This window comes from Aminobacterium sp. UBA4908 (assembly GCF_002398115.1).
Lineage (GTDB): Bacteria > Synergistota > Synergistia > Synergistales > Aminobacteriaceae > Aminobacterium > Aminobacterium mobile.
The window spans coordinates 390,847-413,803 of the sequence record NZ_DHCG01000002.1; the positions used below are offsets into that span (position 1 = coordinate 390,847).

Consider the following 22,957-nt stretch of genomic DNA (forward strand, 5'->3'; position numbering starts at 1 on the left):
TCGGTTATTGTCGCCTTCATCATCTACACGCTGACACTTGGGAAAATAAGAGAAATCGCAGTGTTGAAACTGATCGGCACAAAGAATCGCACCATTATCGGTTTGATCGTACAACAGTCCATCGCGCTGGGCTTGATCGGTTTTGTGGTTGGGAAGATCTCGGCGACCCTGTTGATGGCACCTATTTTCCCCAAATATGTGCTGCTAGAGCCTCTCGATTCAGTCCTTGGTTTTATCGCCGTGATTATGATCTGCATTCTGTCGAGCATTATAGCCATTCGTGTCGCTCTTAAGGTCGATCCGGCTGAAGCCATAGGAGGTTAAATATGACGGGTAAAGGCGTTCGCATCTCGGGGTTAAGAAAACGCTATGGGAGTGGCGATACTGCTGTAGACGCATTGAAGATGGTAAACATGCATGTTGCGCCAGGCGAAGTTGTTGGGCTGATTGGACCTTCAGGTTCCGGCAAGAGCACGTTGCTTAAATGTTTAGGGGCTGTGATAGAGCCGACTGCCGGGCAAATGATGCTCGGGGATGATGTTATTTATCACGATGGCTGGAAAATCAAAGATCTTCGCGCGCTACGTCGAGACCGTATCGGCTTTGTATTTCAAGCGCCATATCTGATTCCTTTCCTAGATGTTACCGACAACGTTGCCCTGCTGCCTATGCTGGCGGGGAAACCTAACGCCGAAGCGCGTCAACAAGCAATAGAATTGTTAAAAGCGCTTGATGTGGAGCACCGCGCCAAGGCCATGCCCTCTCAACTCTCTGGCGGAGAACAACAACGAGTAGCCATTGCACGCGGCTTGGTCAATCGCCCGCCGGTAATATTGGCCGATGAACCGACTGCCCCACTTGATAGCGAGCGTGCGCTGGCGGTCATCAGAATCTTGAACGATATGGCCCAAAGGTTCGAGACTGCCGTTATTGTGGTTACCCACGATGAAAAAATAATCCCCACCTTTAAGCGCATTTATCACATCCGTGACGGAGTAACCTATGAAGAGGAAGGTCAAGGGCGCAGCTTTGAGTGAAAGCTTCCCAAGGAAGCCATTTAACTACCAGGCGGTGCAGAGAGAAGAAAGAGAAAACCCGCCACCCTGGGAATACCCCAAAGAGACGGGTTTGTCTTTTATAATTGGTGGAGGCGGGGGGAATCGAACCCCCGTCCGACAAGGGCCAGCCATGGAAGCCCTACGAGTGTAGTTCCTGATTTAGTGTCGGATGCAGACTCCCAGGAACAGGATTCTGCGCTCCCAAGCCCCCTTGTCTTTCTCGCAAAGCCAGAGACACTCTCCGCGAGGCATTCACCTTATTGTGACGCCTTTCAGCAGACCGGTGACTGATCTACTGAAGACGTGGCTGAACTAAGCAGCCAGTGCGTAATTATTATTGTTGACGTTTATTGTTGTTCCGCCGTTTAGCGAGGTTGCGGAGTCCTCGACTCGCTCTTCCAGACCCTCCATCTTGCCGTCGAAACCAGTCGCCCCCTTAATCTCTTCCATCACGCCTGATAGCCCGGGCCATCGCCCGTTTTGCATCTTTCTCAGCAATGGCATCACGCTTATCGTGTTCGGCCTTACCCTTCGCCAAAGCCAGTTCAACTTTAGCATGCCGTCCATTTTTCATATAGAGAGACAAGGGTACGAGGGTTAAACCTTTTTCGCGAACCTTACTATTTAACCGAACAATCTCAGCTCTATGCACCAATAGCTTTCGATCTCGTTCAGGTTCATGGTTATAGTAACTTCCTTTTTCGTAAGGGGAAATATGCACTCCTATAAGCCAAAGTTCTCCGTTGCGGATCATAGCAAAACTGTCTTTTAAATTTACTCTACCCGCACGCACAGACTTTATTTCGGTACCTGTAAGTACAATACCGCACTCAAAAGTATCGAGGATAAAGTAATCATGGCGTGCCTTTCTATTAACCGCAATTTTATCGATAGCCAAAATATTTCCCTCCATTGCGGATTTTAGCAAAATAGTCAGCATTAGTCAATTTAAATTTTTCCCTTAAAAAAAATCCTGGCCATATCAGCCAGGATCTATTTTTATTTATGGTCGGGGCGAGAGGATTCGAACCTCCGACCTCCTGGTCCCGAACCAGGCGCGCTTACCAGACTGCGCTACGCCCCGAACGGCGAGATTGTATCACGCAGAGATCAGCCAGTCAAACCCCTTATCGAGCCCGATCGTCTTCACCATTCGGGCCATTTGAAGCCTCCTGAGACCCCTTGCGGAGGTTCCTCCAGTTCAAGCGACCGCCTGGATGTGTCTCCTCTCCTATAGGGATTTCTGTCCATCCCCATGGGGTTACCATAACAAAGCGGAACACGATCCCCTGATTGAAAAGAGCCTTAATATGGGCCGAATAACGAAGAAGGTCGCTAATCATATAGCTATCGCTCACAAGCCAGACACGCTGACACACCTCACGGCCAAAAAGAGAGGCATAGTCAATAGCCATGCGAATTCCATCCTCAAACTGAGCTGGCCCTAATGCCAACACTACCGCATCACAATGTCCCGAAGGTTTTCGCGTAGACGGAATCAAGTCGGCGAACTGATCTATCCATTCGAGGCGGGAGTACAAATTATCCATATCCACCTCGAAGGGTTCCTCTAGGTACGGCATCAAAATATCCCTTTCGCTTTCTTTACATTCCTCTCCAGACAGAATATCTTCCATCCAAAGCTGTATGTCTGTTATAAACTTCAGCAGATAGGCCGGATATCCCTTACCAGACATGGCTACCAAAACATCGCGCACCGTCCACTGTTCAGATCCGTTGTTATTTTTTTCGCCCTGAGGCTTTGTCATTCGAGTACCTCCAAAAGTACAAATCAAACGTTATTGAGGAGAAGCATAACATAAAGTGTGTCTGATTACACGAGTTATATTACAATATTTTTTATGGTACAAGAGAAAAATTCCAATATTAAGGAGGAATAAGATGAATCTCTCTAAACTATCCTGTCAGGAAACCCTCTTCCTATTCATAGATATCCAGGAACGACTTCTTCCAGCTATATCCAACGATCGTGAGGTGAAAGCCAATACTCTCCGTCTCCTTCAGACGGCTGCTGTATTCAAGATCCCCCTCGTCTATACGGAACAATACCCGAAAGGGCTCGGCAGAACAGACAGTGATATTTTGGAAGTCCTTGAAGGTCACGCTCCCGCTTTCGAAAAAACTCACTTTTCTTGCTGCGATGAAGAAGGTTTTGTGAAAGAATTAGAGTGGCATAAACGGAAACAAGTTGTCCTTTGGGGTATAGAAAGTCATATCTGCGTTTTAGCCACAGCTATGGACTTATTGAGGAATGGATTCTCGGTTTGGCTTGCAGCCGATGCCTGCGGCAGTAGAAAGAATGATAATCATGAGATGGCTTTGCAGACTATGATTCAGGCAGGTGCTCTTGTTGTTCCTACAGAGACCGTGATTTATCAGCTGATGAAGAGGTCTGGAACTCCGGAATTCAAGGCTCTTTTGCCTTTATTCAAAGAATAAAAGACGCCCACTGAGGGGGGGATTGTTGTGTCTGTCGATAGACAGAAAGCATTGGAGCTTCATCGAAGAGCTCGCGGGAAAGTAAAGACGTACCCGACTATCAACATTCGGAACGAGGACGATCTGGCTATAGCCTATGCGCAAGGAAGCGTTTACCCTGCTTTAGAGATTCAGGAAGATCATGACCGAACCTATGAATATACAGGGAGAGGGAACAGGCTCGCCATTATTTCTGACGGAACGGCCGTGCTAGGCATGGGCGATATTGGGCCACATGCGGCCCTTCCTGTTATGGAAGGGAAAAGCCTTCTCTTCAAAAACTTTGGAGATATTAGCGCCATTCCTATGTGTATCGAAACTCATAAAACAGACGAGATTATAGAGTTTGCCCGCCACATAGCCCCTTCTTTTGGAGCTATTGACATTGAAGATATCTCAAGCCCTGCCACTTTCGATATTGTAAAAGCGCTGCAATCCATTGAGATCCCTGTCTTTTCCGACGATCAGCAGGGCACGGCAGCTGTAGTCCTGGCCGCTCTCACCAATGCGCTGGCCGTGGTGGGTAAAAAAATAACTGAAATCAAAGTGGTTATACAAGGAGCTGGCGCTGCGGGAATAGCGGTGGCAGATATGCTTCTTTACGTGGGTGTTCCCAACGTAATAGTTCTGAACAGCAAGGGAATTCTTGGGGCAAACAATCCTTTTATGAATCACATACAGCAAAATATGTCAGAGCGCACCAATCCTGAAAAACTTCGTGGCGGGCTGGAAGAGGCCATAAAAGGTTCTGACGTGTATGTCGGCCTTTCCTCTCGAGGAACACTCCCACCCAGTTTCATCAAAACCATGAACAAAAGCCCCATTATTTTTGCCTTGTCCATGCCTACGCCGGAGATCACATGGGAGGAAGCTGAGGCTGCCGGGGCATCTATTATCGCTATGGGCTTGACGACAGCAGCCTATAACGCCATGCCGAACCTCTATATTTACCCAGGCCTTGTACGGGGATTGCTGGACGTTCGCGCTACAGGACTGAATAAAAATATTCTCATCGCAGCTGCTCAAGCTGTAGCAAGCGAAGTGGACAAACGGCGTCTGAACGAGCGACACCTTCTGCCAGACCTGTTCTCAGACGAAACGGCCCCGCGGGTGGCGGAAGCTGTAGCGCAGGCCGCCATAACGGAAGGGTTGGCACGAAAACCCGTCCCCCCAAAAAAGATTTACGACGATACATGGCAGCGACTTTTCGGAGGATACTTACTTCGGATGTAAAAAAAGAGTGGGGGCCAATAAACGCCCCCACTTTCAGTATAAATTCAGTTCTAATCTTCCAGAACTACGATAGGCTTAATGAGATCTTTTGGTTTATCCTTCATAAGGAGAAGGGCTTCCTCCATTTTATCGAAACTCTTAAACTCATGAGTAAGCAACAGGGACGGATCTAACCGACCATGTTCAACGAGGGAGGCCAAACGCTCCATACGAACCCGTCCTCCAGGGCACAGGCCGCCTCTGATAGTTTTGTGGGCCATGCCACATCCCCACTCCAACCGAGGGATTAACAGGTCTTCCCCTTCTCCATAATAGTTAACATTAGAAATGACAGAGCCAGGTTTTGCCATCTTAACGCCCTTCTTGATCATATCAATTCCAGGGGCGGCTACAACAACTCTGTCCACGCCTTCTCCATTGGTGAGCTCCATAATCTGTTCTACAATATCTCCATTTCGGTAATTAATAATGTCTGTAGCGCCATAGGCTTTGGCAACTTCTACGCACTTGGGCCGGCTTCCTACCGCAAAAATACGTCCAGCGCCAGCAAGGGCGGATCCAGCTACTGCCATAAGCCCCACTGGCCCAATGCCTAAAACGGCAACGCTCATTCCAAACCCAATCTGCGCCAGCTCTACTCCATGAAATCCGGTGGTTACCATATCAGTAATCATAACAGCAGCTTTGGAGGAAACGCTATCAGGTAGCAATGCAAGATTCATATCAGCATCGTTTACATGGAAGAACTCCGCAAAAACTCCATCTTTGAAGTTAGAAAATTTCCATCCGGCAAGAAGACCATTCGAGTGCTGAGGAAAGCCTCTCTGTACAGCAATGGAACGCCAATCAGGAGTAATGGCAGGAACAATAACCCTGTCTCCAGGCTTGAAATCCTTGACTTCCGCCCCAACCTCCGTCACAACCCCAACTGCTTCGTGGCCGAGTATCATATCTCTTCTGTCCCCAATCGCACCCTCAAAAACGGTGTGAATATCTGATGTACACGGAGAAACAGCGATAGGACGGACTATAGCGTCATAAGGACCGGCAACTGGCTTGTCCTTATCAATCCAACCTGTTTTACCAATTCCCAACATAGCAAACCCCTTCATAACGTAATCCTCCTTCCTAGATTTAACACCTCTCAACTTCATGAAATCGTTACTACATTCACACAACCCCATGTGTCATTATAACAAAAAAATATATATTGGCAATAAAAATAAATATTTTTATTATCTTTTTATATAAAATGTTTTCTTTGTTCTATATTCTATGCTCAATTTTTTCTACGCTGTGCATTGGAATTTTTGTTATTTGTATTGTATTTTCCTTTAACTTTTATTCAAATTTATGCTATACTTTTATATGTGAATAAATTATCAAAACTATGGAAGGAGCGATTTTAGTGGAGCGTCTTCTCGAAGGGGCATTCGCGGTTGTCACTGGAGCTAGCAAAGGTATTGGAAAAGGGATAGCAAAAACCTTTTTAAATCATGGAGCTACTGTTATCATCACAGGTCGGACAGAAAAAGATCTCCAGAACACAGTTAAAGAGCTATCGAATTTCGGCGCTATCTCCTATATAGTCGCTGATATAAGTAAAGCCGCTGATATTAAGAATATGGTAGATACTGCAATAGAAAGGCATGGGAAAATAGACATTCTCTGCAGCAATGCAGGAATATTCCCCATGTCCCTTATAGAGAACATGTCAGAAGAGGAATGGGATTATATCAATACAGTTAATGTGAAGGGGATGTTCTTGGCTGTCAAGGAATGTATTCCCTATATGAAAAAGCAGGGGGGCGGCAATATTGTTATTACATCTTCCATTACAGGCCCCGTTACTGGATATACTGGATGGAGTCACTATGGGGCAACTAAAGCCGCCCAGCTCGGATTTATGCGGTCTGCCGCAATAGAGCTTGCCCGATACGGCATCAGGATCAATGCCGTGCAGCCAGGGAATATTGAGACTGAAGGGCTGCTCAGTATGGGAGAGGAATACTATAACACCATGAAGGAATCTATTCCTCTCGGATTTTTAGGAAAACCTGAAGATATAGGAAACGCCATGGTCTTTTTAGCCTCTGACCTGGCGAAATTTATTACAGGGCAGACTATTGTCGTTGATGGAGGACAAATTTTACCAGAATCCTCCGATGCTATGGAAATACCTATTGAGAAATAAAGAGTAGCATTTAATAGTCCAATCTTGCTATTGCGGCGCGACTATGAAAATACCTACTGAGAAATAAATAGCCTCACGTTTTCAGCCACTGTTCTCCGCTATCAGGACGAGCAGTGGCTGTTTTTCAAACCAGGCACCATTTCATATTGAAGGAGGCGACGTTTTAGATCCGTGCCGCTGAGGCCGGCGTACCCACCGAGTCTTCCATCTTTACGTATAACTCGATGGCAGGGGACAAAAAGAGGCCATGGATTTCGCCGGAGGGCGTTTCCTGCCGCACGAGCGCCATCAGGATTTCCTGCCAAGGAAGCTATTTCCTGGTAGGTTTTCACCGCTCCTCTTGGAATACATGATGTTATCTCCAATACTCTCATGCTAAAGGTTCCTAGAGGGGCGATTTGGCAGAGATTAATGTAGAAGGGGTTCCCCTCCCAAAAGGCTTTCCATGCCTCAGTTACCCATATAGGTGGTACAGCTTGAGAAAAAACCGACTCTTTTTTGCCGTTAGGCGAAAGAGAAATAACACCATCATCACACCACTCCACTATCCAGTTCCCTAGAGGAGAAGCGAGGAGACTCCACTGTTTTCCCGGTATCTCTCCATATCTTTGCACAACCTTCATGACTCTTTATCACCACCGGAAACGAGATAATAAAACCACTGTTCCAGCTATTGTTACCCAAAGAGAGTGCCGTTCACTTTTCCACACCGTCGCCCAGTTATATGGTCCTCTTAAGCGATCCTCCGGCCATGCGACAGGGAAAAAACGCCCTGTCTCTTGGCAATATTCGTCATATCGCTCACCAAACTTGTCTCGAAGAAAGCTCTCTTCATAGGGCACAATCCAGATTCCATATATGAGCGCAAAAGAGAAGAGGAAGAGCGCCACAACCCAAGGCCCTGCTAATACGGCCCATCCTAGACCTATAAGGCCGTTCCCTACGTAAAGGGGATTTCGTACCAGAGCGTAGGGTCCCCACGTAACGAGCTGGTCGGCTTTCACTTGTTCCCCACGATATTTCTGAATACATCCCACAGCCCAAAATCGTAAGAGTTGCCCTATCGCCACAAGCAGAAGGGAAGGAAGAACTCTTCCCCAAACAGGTCGAGCCCCTAAGAGGATGAGGAGATACAGTCCTGTCCACAGCCCCCCTCGTAAATGGAAAACTTTGGCGCGAAATGAGTTATGCGTCATGACGAGAACACTTCTCGCTTTCTTCTTTAAATATTTGCTCGCTCGTGCCCCAACCTAGCAATCGGATAGCCACAATAGTACCCATCCCTATAGCCAGGTATTCTGTAAAAAAACGCCATAGAATTGCCATAATGCCTGCAATATTCCATGGAACCAACAATCCAAAAAGAGCCGCTCCTCCACCTTCGGCTACACCGCTCGCTCCCGGAGTTGGGATAAAGTAAAGGACGAACAAGAACACGGCCTGAGTCATAAAAGCCTGGAAATAATTTACCGGCAGGCCTACAGCCCAAATGAGGCAGGGGAGGACAGAGAAAAGGCAGACCAGGTGCAGCGCCGAGAAAAATACGGCTTGAAGGAAGTAAGGAAGGCCCGACGAGAAGAATAGCCTGAAATTCTCGTTGTAATTATCGATCTCGTGATTCACTCGACGAACAATGCAAAGCACTTTTCGAGGTCTAACTAGACCGATTTTTTTCAGCCAAAGAGTCAGTATTTGCCCCCACTTTTTCATAAGTTTTGGGCGAGTCAAGCTGAGAACTACCAAGAGCCAGGATACTGTTACAAAAATAGCCACATAGGTAAATATGCTCTTTAAAAAAAGACCCTCTCCCAAAAAATCAGGGACAAGAATGAGGGAGATGGGCACCACAATTCCAAGTAACAAAAGGGTTAATAGAGTGCGGGTAAGGGTAATTGCGACTCCTTTGCCAATAGGCATCTTATGTTTGTAAAGCACAAAAACCTGAAAGGGGCCCCCCCCGCTCTGCATTGGCGTGACTGCACAGCCGAAGTAGTGAAGCCATGTAAGAATAATCCCAAGGCGAAAAGTCACTTTTTCAGACGCAGCTCTGGCGATAGCACAAAACCGTAACGCATCAAAACACCATGCGCAAAATACAAGGGCAAGAGCCATAAGCAGCGCTATTTTCTTTGCGGAAAGGAGCATTTTGACTGTCTCCTCGTCCACACTTGAAATAAGGACTATAGCGCTCACGCCGAAAGTCAATGTTAAAAAGATGACAAGTCCTTTTCGTAATGTCAAAAGTTACACACCTCTCATGGGGTCCTTTTTCATACCCCTCTTTGAATCTCACTCGCAGAGAGACTGTATATAGAGGGCAGCCTCATACAGTCCATCCACGACTGTTCCTGTTGGCAGGTCTCCGTTACTCTTCTCTTCCATCGTTCTGCCATATCCAGTTCGAACCAATATGAAAGGACATCCTACATTTTGAGATAAAAGCAGATCCGGTTCGTTATCTCCCACAACCCAACTCAAGGAAAGGTTCAATGCCAACTCCCTCACCGCCTGCATAACCAGGCCAGGAGACGGCTTCCGACAAAGACACTGTTTCTTATACGGAGGAGCCCCCAAAAGGGGATGGTGAGGGCAATAATAATATCCATCAATGGAGGCACCTTCCTTCTCAAGCATACGTTCAATCTCTTCATGACAAGCCTGAACGAAGGGTTCATCAAAATATCCTCTGGCAACGCCGCTCTGATTAGAAACAACTACAATGCTAAAACCTATATCTCTTAAAATTTTTAAAGCATCAGCAGCATGAGGCACAAGTTTAATTTGACTCATTTTAGACAGATACGGAACATGCTTTATTAAAGTGCCATCCCTATCCAGAAAAACCGCCGGCTTCATAAGATTATTGTATGGCACTGCGAGCTAAGGAAAGAAGTCCCTCTATGTACGGCGACAGCCCGTCAAGAAGAGGTATGACTTCATTCCGGATAATATATGCTAATTCTAGCATCTGTGCCTTCTCCAAAGCTAGAGATGCCTTTTTCAACGCCCCCTCAAGGTGTGCCCATGTTTCTTTAAGATTTCCGTCTGCAAGATCTTTATCCTCAGCGCCGAGCAAGAATTGAGAGTTCCGCATAGTATGCAGCAACCACCCAATCCCCTCTATCCCCTGCTGGAGGCTCTTTAACGCCTTATCCGTTTCTTCTCCCTCGAGAAACTCCACGATGCGTTCCATGCCATTCAACAGGGCAGGGAAATAAGATTCTGCACTCTCCAGAGATTCCAATACACATTGGCGAATGGAGGTACTTAAAAAATCAACTGTCTCCACCCCTTGACAGGAAAGAAAAACGTCCTCTTCAACCTCTTCTCCGTCCACTTTAATAGAGTGAAGAATCCGCCCCTTGTCCAGAAGCCGTTGCTGTACCTCTTTCAATAGGAGCTCTTTATCATCTAAATTCAGCTCTAGTTCTTTTCCGTCAATGGTTATTATCAATATTTGTTTCCTCCCTCTAACGCCCGCAAGGTAAAACGCCTTTCCACCAATCGATCATATCCACAACTGTTTCTTCGAGCTTCCGGCAAGGAAACCAGCCTGTATCTTTCTTTATTTTGGAAAGGTCATTCCAATAAATAAGCTCGTCAACAGCTCGAACCAGTTCTGGGTCTTCCACAACGTGGACATTTTTCTCACAACCCTGTAACACCACGTCAAGGAGGTGCTGCATAGAAACGGCTTCAGCGCCAGAAATATTATACGCTTCTCCGCTTTTCCCTTTTTTCTGCAAGGCCAGAAAGCCTTCTACCGCGTCTCGCACATCAAGGAAAGCCCGCTTCGTATAAAGATTCCCCACTCTGAACTTCGGAGGAATAAGGTCCAAATCTATCTGGGCTCGGCGCATGGTAAAATCGGAAACGACCTCTCCCCTCCGTCGCCTTCCAACGCAATTCCCGATCCGCATCCGGATAATGTCAAGGCCATGAGTCTTAAAGTAGGTATACCCTAACAAATCTTGACCAGCCTTAGACATACCATACACATGAGCTGGGCGGAACGGCTGATCCTCCGTAACTGGCGCCTCAGATGGATCAATGAAGCCGTAGGCAGCCGTGGAAGAAGCGAGCAGAACCCTCGCCTCATGAAGACCGAGCTTGAGCATTGTTTCGAAGAGATTGAGAGTTCCTATTATATTAGACTCTACTGTATATTCAGGTTGTTTGTAGGAAACCATGGGATAGCTCTGAGCCGCCAAATGGTAAATTACGTGCGGACGAACAATATTCAAGGCTTCTTCCAGATGATCCCGTTGCCGGAGATCAATATTGAAAAGACCTTTCGCATGCTGGCGAGGGACACTCATATCGTTGGTGGGGCGAAAATAAGAGCCCCAGACCTCGAAGCCCTGACGTGCCAGAAATTCCGAAAGATGGCTTCCTATAAAGCCGCCAATTCCCGTAATAAAAATTTTTGTAGACATTCACAACACCTTCTTTAAGCCTTCAGAGAGGCTACAAAACGAGGAATTTCTTCTTGTGCTCTCTGATAATCTTCTGGAACTCCGATGTCGATAAAATATCCTCTGGACTGGAGAGAATGAACTGGCTGCTTTTTTCGCAAGAGCGTCGGCAAAACCTGTTTCTCCCAAGAAAGACGCTCTTCTGGAAGAGATTCTACCACGTGTTTCTTGACTACATATACCCCGCCGTTCACAAACCATTCTCCTCTTTCATCGGCAGGAATAGTAACATCCCCAAAGCGCAATACTTTCCCCGCCCCATCTATCTCCACTGGATCCATTCTCTCTATAGATGGCCATTTTCTAAGCCCTATAAGGACATGAGACCCACGTTCTCGGCTTGTAGAGAACATAGACGGAATATCCACATCCAGAATTGTATCTCCGTTCAGGAAAAGGAAATCATCGTGGTGTATCTGCGGAAGAGCGAAACGCAAAGCCCCCCCTTTATCCAGAGGTGCTGGCTCGAGGCTGTAATTTATAGAGAGCCCCCAGGCCCTTCCATCTCCACAGTATTCCATAATTTGCTCGGCTTTATAGCCTAAAAGCAAAAGACATTCACCAATCCCTCTGCGCGAAAGGAAAGAAAGCAACCAATGAAGAAAAGGTTTACCCTGAATAGGAGCAAGGGCCTTTGGGCGGTCCGAAACAACGGATCGCAGACGAGTGCCGAGACCTCCTGCCAGAATTACAGCCAATTCATGGTTCATGAGGGAATAAAGCCTCCTCTACTAATTTGCATAGAATATGTCCCCATGTAATATGGAGTTCCTGAATGCGGGGAGTGTGTGGGGAAGGAGCCGCTAACAGGACAGAGGAAAAAGGCACCATGTCTCCACCCTTCTCGCCAGTCATTCCAATAGTTTCGAGGTTGTTTTCACGCCCCCACTTCATGGCTCTTACCACATTGGAACTTCGGCCGCTGGTAGAGATGCCCACTAACACATCTCCCGGCTCAGCTAAGCCTTCAAGTTGCCTCACAAAAATCTCCTCGTACCCAAAGTCGTTGGCAACTGCCGTCATAATGCTTGTATCTACCGTCAAAGCCATAGCTGGCAAAGCCCTGCGGTTCCTCTCAAAACGGCCAACCAACTCTGCCGCTAAATGTTGAGCGTCAGCAGCAGATCCTCCGTTGCCACAAAGAAATATTGTTCCACCATGGGAGAGAGATTGTATGAGGATATTAGCTGCTTTTTCAACCTTTTCAGATAGAGCCAATGCCGCCTTTTTAACGCATATAGCCTCTTGCAGCTCTTTTTGTATAACTCCAATCATGGGACCAGCCCCTTCAAAACCTTCTTAAAACGTTATTCTACCACGATGAGAGGAGAAAACCCGAATATGTGGTGCAAAAATTCTATCAAGACATTCACTTCTTTGTCCGATAATTGATATGAAGGATTATACAGAGTAAGGAGGATACGCTATGGCTAGTTCGAACGATCCGCTCTTTACAATGCCTGGAGTTGCTACAGGTATAGATTGGGGAGCAATGCTCGATAAAGTTATGGAAAAAGCGAAGAAGCCCGAAGAGGTGTGGCTCAGGCAAAAAGATACACTGGAACTCAAAATTGGGCTCTACAAAGAGCTCTCCGCCTCTATTAAACAAGCAAGTACGGCGTTATCCCCCCTAAAACTTGAGAGCACTTACAGCAGCAAACAAGCTGAATTTATTGTTCTAAGCGGAGGGGCCAACAGTAACGCAATTGTTACGGCGGAGGTTTCATCTAAAGCAGCTATCAGTCGCCATGAGATCGAAATATTACAAAAAGCGACGCGGGAGACTCGATTCAGCTCTCAAATTAAAGGGACCATGGCTGATGCCGGACTTACAGCAGACGAGACCTTTTATATTTCTATTGGAGGGAAACGAGCCCAAATAGATGTCTCATCCTCGGATTCCCTCCAAAAAGTAGTGGATAAAATTAACAAGGCTACAGATATAACACTAGATGCAGATGGACAGCCCAAAGGAGAAGCTTTGGGGATAACGGCTCGTATTGTAGATAACAGGATTATCCTGGAGAGCCCCGAAACGGGGTTGGGTGAGAAAACTTTTTCATCCACAATCACACGAGGGGCTGACGGGGACCCCGACCTTCTGGATTTTTCTTTCGATAAACAGGCCCCTGCCAACGGCAAGCTTGTTGTGGCTCAAGGTGAAACGACCTATGTGGAAGGTACAGATTTCACAGTGGAGCAAGGAAGTAACAAAATAACGTGGATTGATGGCGGGAATAAACCGGCAGAAGGGTCAAAATACAAGGTATCGTATACAGTTAACGCTAACGTCTACACACTTGATCAGGGAGATAGCGCCCAGGTTTTGAATGTACTTGGACTTAATGCCAATGATGTCGACCACTATATTGCCGCTCAGGATGCCGAATTCATAGTGGATGGGATGAAGATTACCCGTTCGAGCAATACTGTGAATGACGTTCTTGAAGGGGTAACCCTCTCTATCAACGGGCCTGGTAAAGTGACCATGGACATATCTCTTGATGCGGAAAAAGCCGTTACGTCAACTCAAGAGTTCGTCAAAGCCTATAATGAAATTATGGACTGGATTAATATCCGCCTCTCCGAAGAGCTTGTTAAAAATCCTAAGTCTGATTTTGAGCGCAAATGGGGAAAGCTCCATGGAGACTCCACCCTTTGGCAAATTAAAAGTCAATTGCGCTACGATTTAGGAAACCCGGCCCTCATTCCCTTTACAAAAAGGACAGGCAGTCAGGCTGTTTTAGGGACTCTTAAAGAAGAAGGTCTCACCAACGATACATCCTTCACTCTCTCTGTGGGAGACCGCGGCGTAGCTATTGCAGTGAAGCCGGAGGATACCCTCCAAGACGTAGCCGACCGCATCAATAATGCTCATGACTTACGATATAACTCTGAAGGAGAACCATACTCCCCTCCCCTGGCCACAGCTCGGGTGAGCGAGGATCGACTTGTCATCGCTGCCGGAAGCGGGAAACAGGCGTCCGTCTCCGACCTCAGTGGAGTGTTGGGAATTTTAGGGATGAATGATCCCTATACCCGCCTTTCCCAGTTAGGTATTTCCACAGAAAAGGCCAACTTTGGTAAAAGCGGTAAGTTAGAGTTTAATACAGATAAATTTATGGAAGCCATGAAAAGGGACCCTGAGGCAGTTCAGACCTTCATGACCACCGTCATGAAGCGATTAGACGCCACTATGGAAGGATGTGTCAGCTCCTCCACAGTCGCCGTAGGGGGGACATCGAAACCCAAGGGAAGAATCCCGAGCCAAATCAAGTTCTGGGAAGATCAGATCTCTTCTCTTGACAAGCGCATCTCAAATTTCGATGAACAGCTCGCCGTTAGGCAGAAGCGCATTTACAAACAATACACTGATGCTGAAAAAAGGCTGGCTCAGCTTCAACAGCAGCTTTCGTGGATATCTGGGATCTCTTCTCAGCTTGGGATGCAACAAAACAACAAATAAAGGAATAGGATAAAGAGCAAAAAGGACAAAGGAGAGGCAAATGAAGCGCACCTCTACATGCTGGATTCCATGTCCAGCTTTTGGGGCGCTGAACAAAAAGCCTCTCCTTTTTATGAATTTTTTTATTTTTCTCCTATACTGCCACCAATGATTTGGCGTAATGATTCCGGTTGCAGCTGGGCAAACCCAATTCTCCACGCAAGAATAGCCGCTTGCGTGCGGTCCCGTAAGTCTAGTTTCTTAAGAACGTGACTTACATGGTTCTTCACTGTTTTTTCTGAAAGCACCATCTTAGAAGCCACTTCAGCATTACTCAACCCTTGAGACAGCCAGTATAATATCTCTTTTTCTCGGGGTGTCAGTTCATAAAGCTGGTCGTTCTCCTCTTTACGCCGTGAGAAAGAAGTGAGCAGCTTTCCTGCAACGCGAGGATCTACGTAAGGCTGGTTTCTGTTGGCCGATCGGATAGCCGACAAAAGTTCTACTCGCCCAGACGCTTTCAAAACAAATCCCAAAACTCCAGCTGAAGAAAGAGCCGACAGGCTATCTTCATCATCGTAAGCGCTCACAGCCACGTACTTAATATTATGGGGATAACTGTTCAGCTCCCTCACGAGCTGAATCCCATCGATTTTGGGCATATTAATGTCGAAGAGAAGCACATCTGGCTCCCTGTCTCGGACCACCTTCAGCGCCTCTTCCCCATCTCCAGCTTCACCGATCACCTCTATATCCGACTCCAGTTCTAACAACTTTTTGACGCCATCTCGAAAGAGTCGATGGTCATCCGCGATAACCAGGCGTATCGGATCCATAGCTCCACCTCCACGTACTCTTTAAAAATCATTTCACCATAACTATGGTATAGTTTAGTTGTTTTTGTAAAACTATACCGTACTTCTATCTTCCATACAGTTGGGACTTCAGCCCTAATTATAACTTATTTTATAAAGAGAGGCACAAATTTACAGATGATTCAAGGAATAAAGGATAAAGAACTAAAAATACAACCAACTATCCGGAAAAGAATCGGCAAAGCGCTAGGAGATTACTCCATGATCAACGATGGGGATAAAATAATGGTGGGACTCTCTGGAGGAAAAGACAGTCTCATGTTGCTCACAGCCCTCGCGTTGTTCAGGAAACGATCACCTCGCCATTTCGGCCTCGCCGCTTGCACAGTAGATATTTCCGGGGGACATTTAGACACCAAACCTCTAACCAACTTTTGCCACTCTTTAGAAGTAGATCATTTTATCACTCTCTACCCTATATCGGAAATAATAAAAAACAGGGACGAAAAATCTCCCTGCAGTTTTTGTGCAAACCTTAGGCGAGGAATTATCAGTTCCGTAGCTCAAGATAAAGGATATAACGTTCTGGCTTTAGGGCACAATCTTGACGATGTGGCAGAGACTGTGCTTATGAACTTATTTCAAACTGGCCGATTCAAATGTTTTCAACCTCGCTTCTGGCAAAGTCGAACAAACGTCTGGGTCATCAGGCCCCTCATCTACGTAGGTGAGGAAGAGTTGCGCAGTGAAGCGGTGCGACTCAATCTGCCTGTCGTTCAAGAAGTTTGTCCTTTTTCTCTAGATACTCAGAGAAGCCGCACCCGCTCTCTCATTGGGGAGCTTGAGAAAGAAGCTCCGTGGATCAAAGTCAATATTCTTCACGCCCTCTCCTCAATACGTTCTTCCGACATATGGCAAAAGGAAAAAGAGGAAGACTGATAGAGCCCCCCCGAGACCTGTTGAGGTGAGTTGGAGCAAAAGGGGAAGGCAGATAGCGAAACACTTGGTCCGTAATTTTGTGCCACGCTTACAAAATGGAGAATAGGGGAAGGCTGAGTACGAGTCGCCAAGAAGACAAAGAAAAGGGAGGAGCTCACATACGAAGCTTCTCCCTCATCTATTATTTTTTTAATCGGGTGTCTCTACTTCAACAAACCAGAGACAATCATGTCTATAGCTTCGTCCGCCGAAAGCCCTTTCGCCATAAGTCCGACTATTTTATCGTCGGCAATTCGACCTATAGCTGCCTCATGGGTCACTTCCGCTTCCGGGTGAGATGCTCGCACCACAGGAGAAGCATCGGCCACAGCGTGACCTTGAATCACTTCCGTGCAATCAACATGGCCTTTCGCACCTGAAGCCGCCCCATCAATCATGCCAAGGAAACTCCCTCTACTGTGATCCTTCAAAACGGTACGAGTCTTAATAAGCGCCGAACTATTCTGTCCAGACAATTTTACAACATCCTGAATTTTAACTTGATCATCATGTTTCCCATAGACCTTTGAGGTAAGCTCTACATGGCTCCCATCTCCAACAGCATCTATATCGATCTTAATATCAAGGGTACCGATCTGCCCTTCTACTAACGTAAAATCATTTACGTACCGGCCGCCATTCTGAACTGTCACTTTCGTTACAGGCCGAACGTCCATCTGGCTCTTCGGTCCGTGAAAATGGAGCTCTCTATAAGCAACATCCGCTCCCTCCCCTACCTCCACAAGGCCTTCCATGGCGTGAAGGAATTTTTCTGCATGAGGGAACACACAGTGAGCTAAAAACTCCACCTTCGCCCCGCGGCCTACTACAATATGACTTACGATAACCTGCCGCCCATCTTTGCGGACATCGCCAAAACAGAGATGAACAGGCTCTTTCACCTGCGTCCCTTCTTCTATCTCAATAAAGGCCTTTACTCCATCGTCTGTTTCGTAAGCCTCAATATGGACTCCTTCTATTTCATGATAGTCAACAACTTTATTCGCTTGAATAAAGGCATACGCTCCTTTGCGATGGTTGAAATAGCCATGGTTGGGAGATTGGGCAGCAATAGAAAGGATCTCTTGAAACTCTTCGCTAATCTTTGCCACGGCGAATCACCTGCTCTTCACATCCGTCACAAGGGCGGCACTGAGACATAAAATAGCGTTTTACAGCTGAGGCACTGCCTTCCAATATAATTCGGCCATCGCACATAAGGTATGATCGGTCACAACCTGCCGCCACATCTTCCCGGTGGGTAATCACCATTACGCCACTTCCACCATCTGCCAAGAGACGCAAAAGCCCCATAACCTCCCGCAAAGCGAGCAAATCCACCCCTGAATCCGGTTCATCCAAAATAGCCAGTTGAGGTTTCATTAAATAAATGGAGGCAAGTTCTATGCGTTTCCGCTCCCCCCCTGAAAGGCTCTTATCTATACAGCGATCCAGAAAAGAAGAATTCATTTGAATAAAAGACATGGCTTCTTCCAGATCTCGTTCTGAACAACTTTTTGCTCCCGTGCGAAGATAGTCTCGAATTGTAATACCCTCATATCTTGCTGGGAGCTGCCACGCCAACGTTATACCTGCTCTGGCACGCTCGGTAATAGCCCACTGGGTAATATCCTGGCCCTGGAAAAAAATAGTCCCTTTAGCCGGAATATAGTCTGGCACCCCCATCAGCGCATAGGCGAGGGTCGACTTCCCTGCTCCATTTCGACCTAATACACCTGTCACTTCTCCAGCCTCTACGCGGAGGCTTAAATCCCTCAGTATCGTCGCATTTCCCCGACGAACTGTTATGGAATGTACGTTCAGGAGAGACGTATCCATACTTCCCCAATCCCTTCTATTCAGCTTTACTTATTCTTCCTTTTACATAATCTACAGTCTGCAAGCCCACCAGGATTCCCATCCAGCCGGGGTTAAGTTTTTATGTTTTATATAGTCTCTAATCTGCCCTGTATTCTAACACTTTTCCTGCGATGGGATGGCGATCGTACGTTGAGAAAGCAATGCGGAAAAACCGCGGGCTTCTTCTGCGAAAGACTGATAGCCTGGCCTCTCCATCAAACCGTATGTATAATGTTTCCCTTGCTCTACTCCTGGCTGATCGAAAGGATTTACATCCATCACCCCGCCAGTAAGAGCTGTGGCAAACTCGAAGAAATAGATAAGCCCTCCAAGATGCTTCGCATCAAGTTTCGGTATCTCCACCCAAAGAACCGGACGCCCTGCCTTAATGAGGGCGGAAGCTGTGGAGAGCTGCTCTACATCCCGTAGCCGATTCATTGACTGATTGAAAAGATATGAAAGAGAAGACAGGCTTTTATCTTTAGAGAGAGGAATTGTAATATCCTCATCCACATGCTTCACATGTACTAATACATATAATTTGTCATCTGGCCCTTCCGTGTATAACTGAAGCTGGGAATGTTGATCGATAGTTCCAAGAGCCTTAATGGGGGTAGACCCTCTTCCTGCCTTCCCCAGGCTCTCCCCCCAAAGTTGAGCGAACCAGTCACTGAACATGGCGAGTCCGTCAAGATATGGAATAAAAGCAATCATATTCCTTCCTCTGAGATAATGAAGCCAAGTGAGTCCCGCAAAAACCCAGGCTGGATTCTGTTCCATTCCCTCCAGATCGACGAGAGACTGCGCCATTTCGCGGGCCCCGCAAAGAAGGGCTGGCACATCTATTCCAAGAGCAGCGGCAGAAAGCAACCCCACCGGGGAAAGAACAGAGTAACGGCCTCCAACAGTGGAAGGAAGCTCTAACGTAAGACAGCCTTGCTCCAGAGCAAAATCCTTCAGCAGACTCTCTTTCAGATCGGTAATCACTACTGTCTGCCTGGCTGCTTCTTCTTTTCCCACAGCCCTTTCCAAACGTTCCCAGGAAAAGAGGAAGTTTGCCATAGTCTCAGCAGTAGAGCCCGACTTGCTTGCTACAATCAAAGCAGTACGTTTAGGATCCACACACTTCCACATAGTCATGTTCTCAAGAGAATCTACATTATCGGAAATATAGAAACGAGGCCTCCCTTTTTCATGACAAATTTCGTTCCAATACGGGGGCAAAAGAGCAGAATGAAGCATTTGATTCCCTAACGCTGATCCGCCAATCCCTATCTGTATCAACGCATCAAAAGAAGCGAGGGATCTTCCCACTTTCATTACCTCTGTAGGATCAGAGTAAGGTAAAAGGAGCCATCCCGTGCCCTGCAAACCGTCACGAGATCGCTCCTTTATCTGTTGAGCCGCCTGTCTAAGGCGAGACGAAAGGTTCTGAAGTTCCTGAAACGTTGCTCCTCCCGAAACAAGATGGGAACCTAGAGCAGCTCCTAAATGGAGCTGAAGCAAGGGTTTCATTTTATGACCTCCCTATATCTGAACTCTGTAAGAATTTTATACTCTTTCTCACCTCAAAGCTATGGGAAAGTATAAAAGACAGATATGGGAGAGTTGAAGAAATGCAAGCTATGCCTTTAGTTTTTCAATTTCTTCGTCGATAGCCTGTCGGTCAAACCCCACAATATACTTCTCATCAAACTGCACCACTGGAACTCCCATCTGGCCAGTCTTTCGTACCATATCCATAGCCGCCTCCCTATTTTGGGAGACATCAATTACTTCAAAAATCATCCCTTTTGAAGTAAGATATTCTTTGGCTTTTGTGCACCAGGGGCATGTGGGAGTGGAATATACTTTAATCATTTTGTTTTCCTCCTTTTTTTGAAGAATATACCCTCTATAGGTATATTACATCCCTCCCCCTGATTCGTCAATTCTTGCATTTGGATAAAGTAGGGGGTAATGTTTTTCCTTGTGCAAAATCGCAAAAAACTTGAGGTATAGTAGGAAGGATTCGTGGCATAATTTATATTGACAAAATAAATATAACATATAAGGTATCGAGATGAGAGTGGATAACACAACCCCAAATAAATTTACCCCCAGTACATCTTCGATACAACGAGGAGGAAACAAAGTGTACAAAATAGTCTCCAAAAAGCTTGTCGTACCGAAGGAGTTCGACGTATGGGTCGAGGCTCCAAGGGTAGCGCGACATGTCCAGCCCGGACAGTTCGTTATTATTAGAACGAACCCAAAAGGTGAGCGGATTCCTCTCACAGTAGCTGATTTTGACAGAGAGAAAGGGCTCATCAGGATGATCTTCCAGATTGTAGGGAAGACGACAGCAGAGTTTGCCGAATTGAACGAGGGAGATTCTCTCTCTGATATTCTCGGACCTCTGGGCACTCCTAGCGAGATCAAGCATTATGGAACAGTGCTTGGCATTGGTGGCGGAGTAGGAATTGCAGCTCTCTTCCCCATTATCCGCGCTTTGAAGGAAGCGGGAAACAAGGTTATTACCATCCTTGGCGGACGGAATAAAGACCTTGTAATCATGAAGGAAGAGTGCGAGCAAGTCTCCGATGAACTCATTATCACTACCGATGATGGCTCTGCAGGAATGAAGGGTGTGGTTACTGATGCCATGGCTCTCTTGTCAGAGCGTGGCGAGAAGATCGACCAGGCTTGGGCCGTTGGTCCTTCTATCATGATGAAATTCGCTTCTTTCAAAGCGAAAGAATTGAACATTCCCATTTTCGTCTCACTCAACCCCATCATGATCGATGGAACTGGTATGTGCGGTGGCTGCAGAGTAACAATCAACGACCAGATCCGATTTGCCTGTGTCGACGGGCCAGAGTTCGATGGTTGGGGCGTGAACTGGAACGAGTTCATGAACCGTCTGCGACAGTACAAAGACGAGGAAAAAATGTCTTTGGAAAAATTTCAGGCTGAAATGGGTGAATAGGAAATGGCGTTGAATATTGCTCCTAAAAGACTGCCCGTTCCCGAGCAATCACCTGAGGAACGGATTAAGAATTTTAATGATGTTGTTATAGGTTATAGCATTGAAGAGGCTGTAGCAGAAAGCTCTCGGTGCCTTCAGTGCAAGAATGCTCCGTGTATTAAAGGGTGCCCAGTCTCCATTAATATCCCAGCTTTTCTTAAAGCTATTAGAGAAAAAAATCTGGAAGAATCGTATGAGATTATTACCCAGTACACAAACCTTCCTGCAGTGTGCGGACGTGTCTGCCCTCAGGAAAAGCAGTGTGAAGGCGTTTGCACTGTAGGGAAAATAAAGGGATATGATCCTGTCTCTATCGGTAAAATGGAGCGTTTTATAGCCGACTGGAAAGCTGAGCATGGCAGCAAAGAGCCACCTAAGGTCGTACCTCAGACGAAAGGGAAAGTGGCGGTTGTAGGTTCTGGCCCTTCCAGTTTGACAGTTGCTGGCGATTTGGCAAAAATGGGATATAAAGTAACTGTTTTTGAGGCATTGCATGCCGCAGGCGGAGTTCTCATGTATGGCATTCCTGAGTTCCGTCTTCCTAAAGCTATCGTACGCCGTGAGATTGAGAACATTAAGGCTTTAGGCGTAGAGATTCAGACGAATACCGTCGTAGGACGGAGCGTTACCATTGAAGAAATTCGTGATAATTACGATGCCATGTACATTGCATCCGGAGCAGGAACTCCTCATTTCATGGGAATTGCTGGAACAAGCTTGAATGGCGTGTATTCTGCCAGTGAGTACTTGACCCGAATCAATTTAATGCATGGATATGAATTTCCTAAATACGACACCCCTGTGAAAGAGTCAGAGAAAGTGGTTGTCGTAGGTGGCGGAAACGTGGCTATGGATGCTGCCCGTTCCGCTCTTCGTCTCGGCGCGAAGAACGTGCAGGTGGTTTATCGCCGCTCTCTTGAAGAGCTTCCTGCCCGTATTGAAGAGTACCATCACGCCGTAGAGGAAGGCGTCGTATTCAACTGGCTTACAAACCCTGTAGAGTACGTAGGAGACGACAAGGGCAACCTGGTGGGAGTCAAGTGTATCCGCATGGAACTTGGCGAACCTGACGCTTCTGGCCGTCGCCGTCCTCAGCCCGTTGCCGGCAGTGAGTTTACCCTTGAGGCCGATACTATTATTGAAGCTATTGGACAAGGCCCCAATAAAGTCTTGCTCAACGCTTTCCCTGAACTGAAGCTCAATAAGAAGGGATACATTGAAGCCGATGAAGAGACAGGGCAAGCAGACCCAGACTGGGTTTTTGCTGGTGGAGATATTGTTACCGGAGCCGCAACCGTCATATTGGCCATGGGCGCAGGAAAGAAAGCGGCTGTAGCCATCGACGAATATATTTCCACAAAAAAAGCAGGAGAAAAAAAGTAACGTCAGCATA

General features: G+C 46.7%; 25 protein-coding genes, 1 tRNA gene and 1 other RNA gene. 9 read left to right on the forward strand and 18 right to left on the reverse strand.

The features are described from left to right. Positions 1-324 (forward strand): FtsX-like permease family protein (locus B4J50_RS02745; protein WP_286953905.1); only part of this gene is annotated, 324 nt, incomplete at its 5' end. Positions 325-326: 2 nt separating this feature from the next. Beyond that, on the forward strand, positions 327-1,037 hold the full coding sequence (locus B4J50_RS02750; RefSeq protein WP_024821922.1) for an ABC transporter ATP-binding protein: 711 nt from the start codon (positions 327-329) through the stop codon (positions 1,035-1,037). A gap of 105 nt (positions 1,038-1,142) precedes the next feature. Here B4J50_RS02750 and ssrA read toward each other — a convergent pair. The 4 genes from ssrA to B4J50_RS02770 all read right to left on the reverse strand — a co-directional run bounded on the left by ssrA (position 1,143) and on the right by B4J50_RS02770 (position 2,827). After that, positions 1,143-1,494: a transfer-messenger RNA gene (gene ssrA / locus B4J50_RS02755) on the reverse strand. Further along, positions 1,495-1,956, reverse strand: a complete 462-nt coding sequence (smpB, locus tag B4J50_RS02760) for an SsrA-binding protein SmpB (protein ID WP_024821920.1) — start codon at positions 1,954-1,956, stop codon at positions 1,495-1,497. 108 nt (positions 1,957-2,064) lie between these two features. Then, positions 2,065-2,142, reverse strand: a tRNA-Pro gene (locus B4J50_RS02765). 43 nt (positions 2,143-2,185) lie between these two features. Then, positions 2,186-2,827: a hypothetical protein gene (locus B4J50_RS02770; protein ID WP_024821919.1), complete on the reverse strand. Its 642-nt coding sequence runs from the start codon at positions 2,825-2,827 to the stop codon at positions 2,186-2,188. A gap of 133 nt (positions 2,828-2,960) precedes the next feature. Here B4J50_RS02770 and B4J50_RS02775 point away from each other — a divergent pair, with 133 nt between their 5' ends. Together B4J50_RS02775 and B4J50_RS02780 are read left to right on the forward strand one after the other, a co-directional pair. Further along, entirely contained in the window at positions 2,961-3,518 is a 558-nt protein-coding gene (locus B4J50_RS02775) for a hydrolase (protein WP_024821918.1), read from the forward strand. Positions 3,519-3,545: 27 nt separating this feature from the next. Continuing rightward, positions 3,546-4,790, forward strand: a complete 1,245-nt coding sequence (locus B4J50_RS02780) for an NAD(P)-dependent malic enzyme (RefSeq protein ID WP_286953907.1) — start codon at positions 3,546-3,548, stop codon at positions 4,788-4,790. A 50-nt stretch (positions 4,791-4,840) separates the two neighbouring features. Here B4J50_RS02780 and B4J50_RS02785 read toward each other — a convergent pair whose 3' ends face one another. After that, a complete protein-coding gene (locus B4J50_RS02785) occupies positions 4,841-5,902 on the reverse strand; it encodes an NAD(P)-dependent alcohol dehydrogenase (protein WP_024821916.1) in 1,062 nt (353 codons plus the stop codon). A gap of 296 nt (positions 5,903-6,198) precedes the next feature. On the opposite strand from B4J50_RS02785, the gene fabG reads away from it, so the two are divergent. Further along, positions 6,199-6,984 carry a 3-oxoacyl-ACP reductase FabG gene (gene fabG / locus B4J50_RS02790; RefSeq protein ID WP_286846744.1) on the forward strand — a complete coding sequence of 262 codons (786 nt, stop codon included), beginning with the start codon at positions 6,199-6,201 and terminating at the stop codon, positions 6,982-6,984. Between the two features lie 101 nt (positions 6,985-7,085). Here fabG and B4J50_RS02795 read toward each other — a convergent pair whose 3' ends face one another. From B4J50_RS02795 to B4J50_RS02830, 8 genes are read right to left on the reverse strand one after another with little or no spacing between them, the layout of a single operon-like run. Further along, on the reverse strand, positions 7,086-7,607 hold the full coding sequence (locus B4J50_RS02795; RefSeq protein ID WP_286846743.1) for a methylated-DNA--[protein]-cysteine S-methyltransferase: 522 nt from the start codon (positions 7,605-7,607) through the stop codon (positions 7,086-7,088). Between the two features lie 9 nt (positions 7,608-7,616). Next, complete coding sequence (locus tag B4J50_RS02800; protein WP_286953908.1) at positions 7,617-8,180, reverse strand: methyltransferase family protein; 564 nt, start codon at positions 8,178-8,180, stop codon at positions 7,617-7,619. Beyond that, positions 8,170-9,225, reverse strand: coding sequence for a lysylphosphatidylglycerol synthase transmembrane domain-containing protein (locus B4J50_RS02805; protein WP_286846739.1), 1,056 nt, complete (start codon positions 9,223-9,225; stop codon positions 8,170-8,172). The genes B4J50_RS02800 and B4J50_RS02805 overlap by 11 nt, the downstream gene beginning before the upstream one ends. Before the next feature lie 48 nt (positions 9,226-9,273). Then, positions 9,274-9,840, reverse strand: a complete 567-nt coding sequence (locus B4J50_RS02810; protein WP_286953942.1) for a D-glycero-alpha-D-manno-heptose-1,7-bisphosphate 7-phosphatase — start codon at positions 9,838-9,840, stop codon at positions 9,274-9,276. 4 nt (positions 9,841-9,844) lie between these two features. Then, the gene (locus tag B4J50_RS02815) at positions 9,845-10,438 is read right to left on the reverse strand and encodes a hypothetical protein (protein WP_286953912.1); all 594 of its coding nucleotides are present in this window, start codon (positions 10,436-10,438) and stop codon (positions 9,845-9,847) included. Between the two features lie 16 nt (positions 10,439-10,454). Next, entirely contained in the window at positions 10,455-11,420 is a 966-nt protein-coding gene (locus B4J50_RS02820) for a GDP-mannose 4,6-dehydratase (protein ID WP_286847487.1), read from the reverse strand. Positions 11,421-11,434: 14 nt separating this feature from the next. Continuing rightward, on the reverse strand, positions 11,435-12,169 hold the full coding sequence (locus B4J50_RS02825) for a nucleotidyltransferase family protein (protein ID WP_286847485.1): 735 nt from the start codon (positions 12,167-12,169) through the stop codon (positions 11,435-11,437). Next, positions 12,159-12,734 (reverse strand): D-sedoheptulose-7-phosphate isomerase, encoded by a 576-nt coding sequence (locus tag B4J50_RS02830; RefSeq protein ID WP_024821907.1) that lies wholly within the window; start codon positions 12,732-12,734, stop codon positions 12,159-12,161. Before B4J50_RS02830 ends, B4J50_RS02825 begins: the two co-directional genes overlap by 11 nt. 151 nt (positions 12,735-12,885) lie before the next feature. Between B4J50_RS02830 and fliD the strand changes: the two genes are divergently transcribed. After that, positions 12,886-14,925 carry a flagellar filament capping protein FliD gene (fliD, locus tag B4J50_RS02835; RefSeq protein WP_286847483.1) on the forward strand — a complete coding sequence of 680 codons (2,040 nt, stop codon included), beginning with the start codon at positions 12,886-12,888 and terminating at the stop codon, positions 14,923-14,925. Between the two features lie 122 nt (positions 14,926-15,047). Here fliD and B4J50_RS02840 read toward each other — a convergent pair whose 3' ends face one another. Then, entirely contained in the window at positions 15,048-15,740 is a 693-nt protein-coding gene (locus B4J50_RS02840) for a response regulator (RefSeq protein ID WP_024821905.1), read from the reverse strand. A gap of 156 nt (positions 15,741-15,896) precedes the next feature. Here B4J50_RS02840 and B4J50_RS02845 point away from each other — a divergent pair, with 156 nt between their 5' ends. Continuing rightward, a complete protein-coding gene (locus B4J50_RS02845; protein ID WP_286847481.1) occupies positions 15,897-16,658 on the forward strand; it encodes a tRNA 2-thiocytidine biosynthesis TtcA family protein in 762 nt (253 codons plus the stop codon). Positions 16,659-16,861: 203 nt separating this feature from the next. On the opposite strand, the gene B4J50_RS02850 is transcribed toward B4J50_RS02845, so the two are convergent. The 4 genes from B4J50_RS02850 to B4J50_RS02865 form a co-directional block, all read right to left on the reverse strand. Then, entirely contained in the window at positions 16,862-17,809 is a 948-nt protein-coding gene (locus B4J50_RS02850) for a SufB/SufD family protein (protein WP_286847479.1), read from the reverse strand. After that, on the reverse strand, positions 17,796-18,536 hold the full coding sequence (locus B4J50_RS02855) for an ABC transporter ATP-binding protein (RefSeq protein ID WP_024821902.1): 741 nt from the start codon (positions 18,534-18,536) through the stop codon (positions 17,796-17,798). Before B4J50_RS02855 ends, B4J50_RS02850 begins: the two co-directional genes overlap by 14 nt. Before the next feature lie 135 nt (positions 18,537-18,671). Continuing rightward, positions 18,672-20,072: a glucose-6-phosphate isomerase gene (locus B4J50_RS02860; RefSeq protein WP_024821901.1), complete on the reverse strand. Its 1,401-nt coding sequence runs from the start codon at positions 20,070-20,072 to the stop codon at positions 18,672-18,674. A gap of 108 nt (positions 20,073-20,180) precedes the next feature. Further along, positions 20,181-20,417 (reverse strand): glutaredoxin domain-containing protein, encoded by a 237-nt coding sequence (locus B4J50_RS02865; RefSeq protein ID WP_024821900.1) that lies wholly within the window; start codon positions 20,415-20,417, stop codon positions 20,181-20,183. 274 nt (positions 20,418-20,691) lie between these two features. On the opposite strand from B4J50_RS02865, the gene B4J50_RS02870 reads away from it, so the two are divergent. Both B4J50_RS02870 and gltA read left to right on the forward strand, forming a co-directional pair. Next, on the forward strand, positions 20,692-21,525 hold the full coding sequence (locus B4J50_RS02870; RefSeq protein ID WP_024821899.1) for a sulfide/dihydroorotate dehydrogenase-like FAD/NAD-binding protein: 834 nt from the start codon (positions 20,692-20,694) through the stop codon (positions 21,523-21,525). Positions 21,526-21,528: 3 nt separating this feature from the next. Then, positions 21,529-22,947 carry an NADPH-dependent glutamate synthase gene (gene gltA / locus B4J50_RS02875; RefSeq protein WP_156923336.1) on the forward strand — a complete coding sequence of 473 codons (1,419 nt, stop codon included), beginning with the start codon at positions 21,529-21,531 and terminating at the stop codon, positions 22,945-22,947. Positions 22,948-22,957 lie beyond the last annotated feature (10 nt).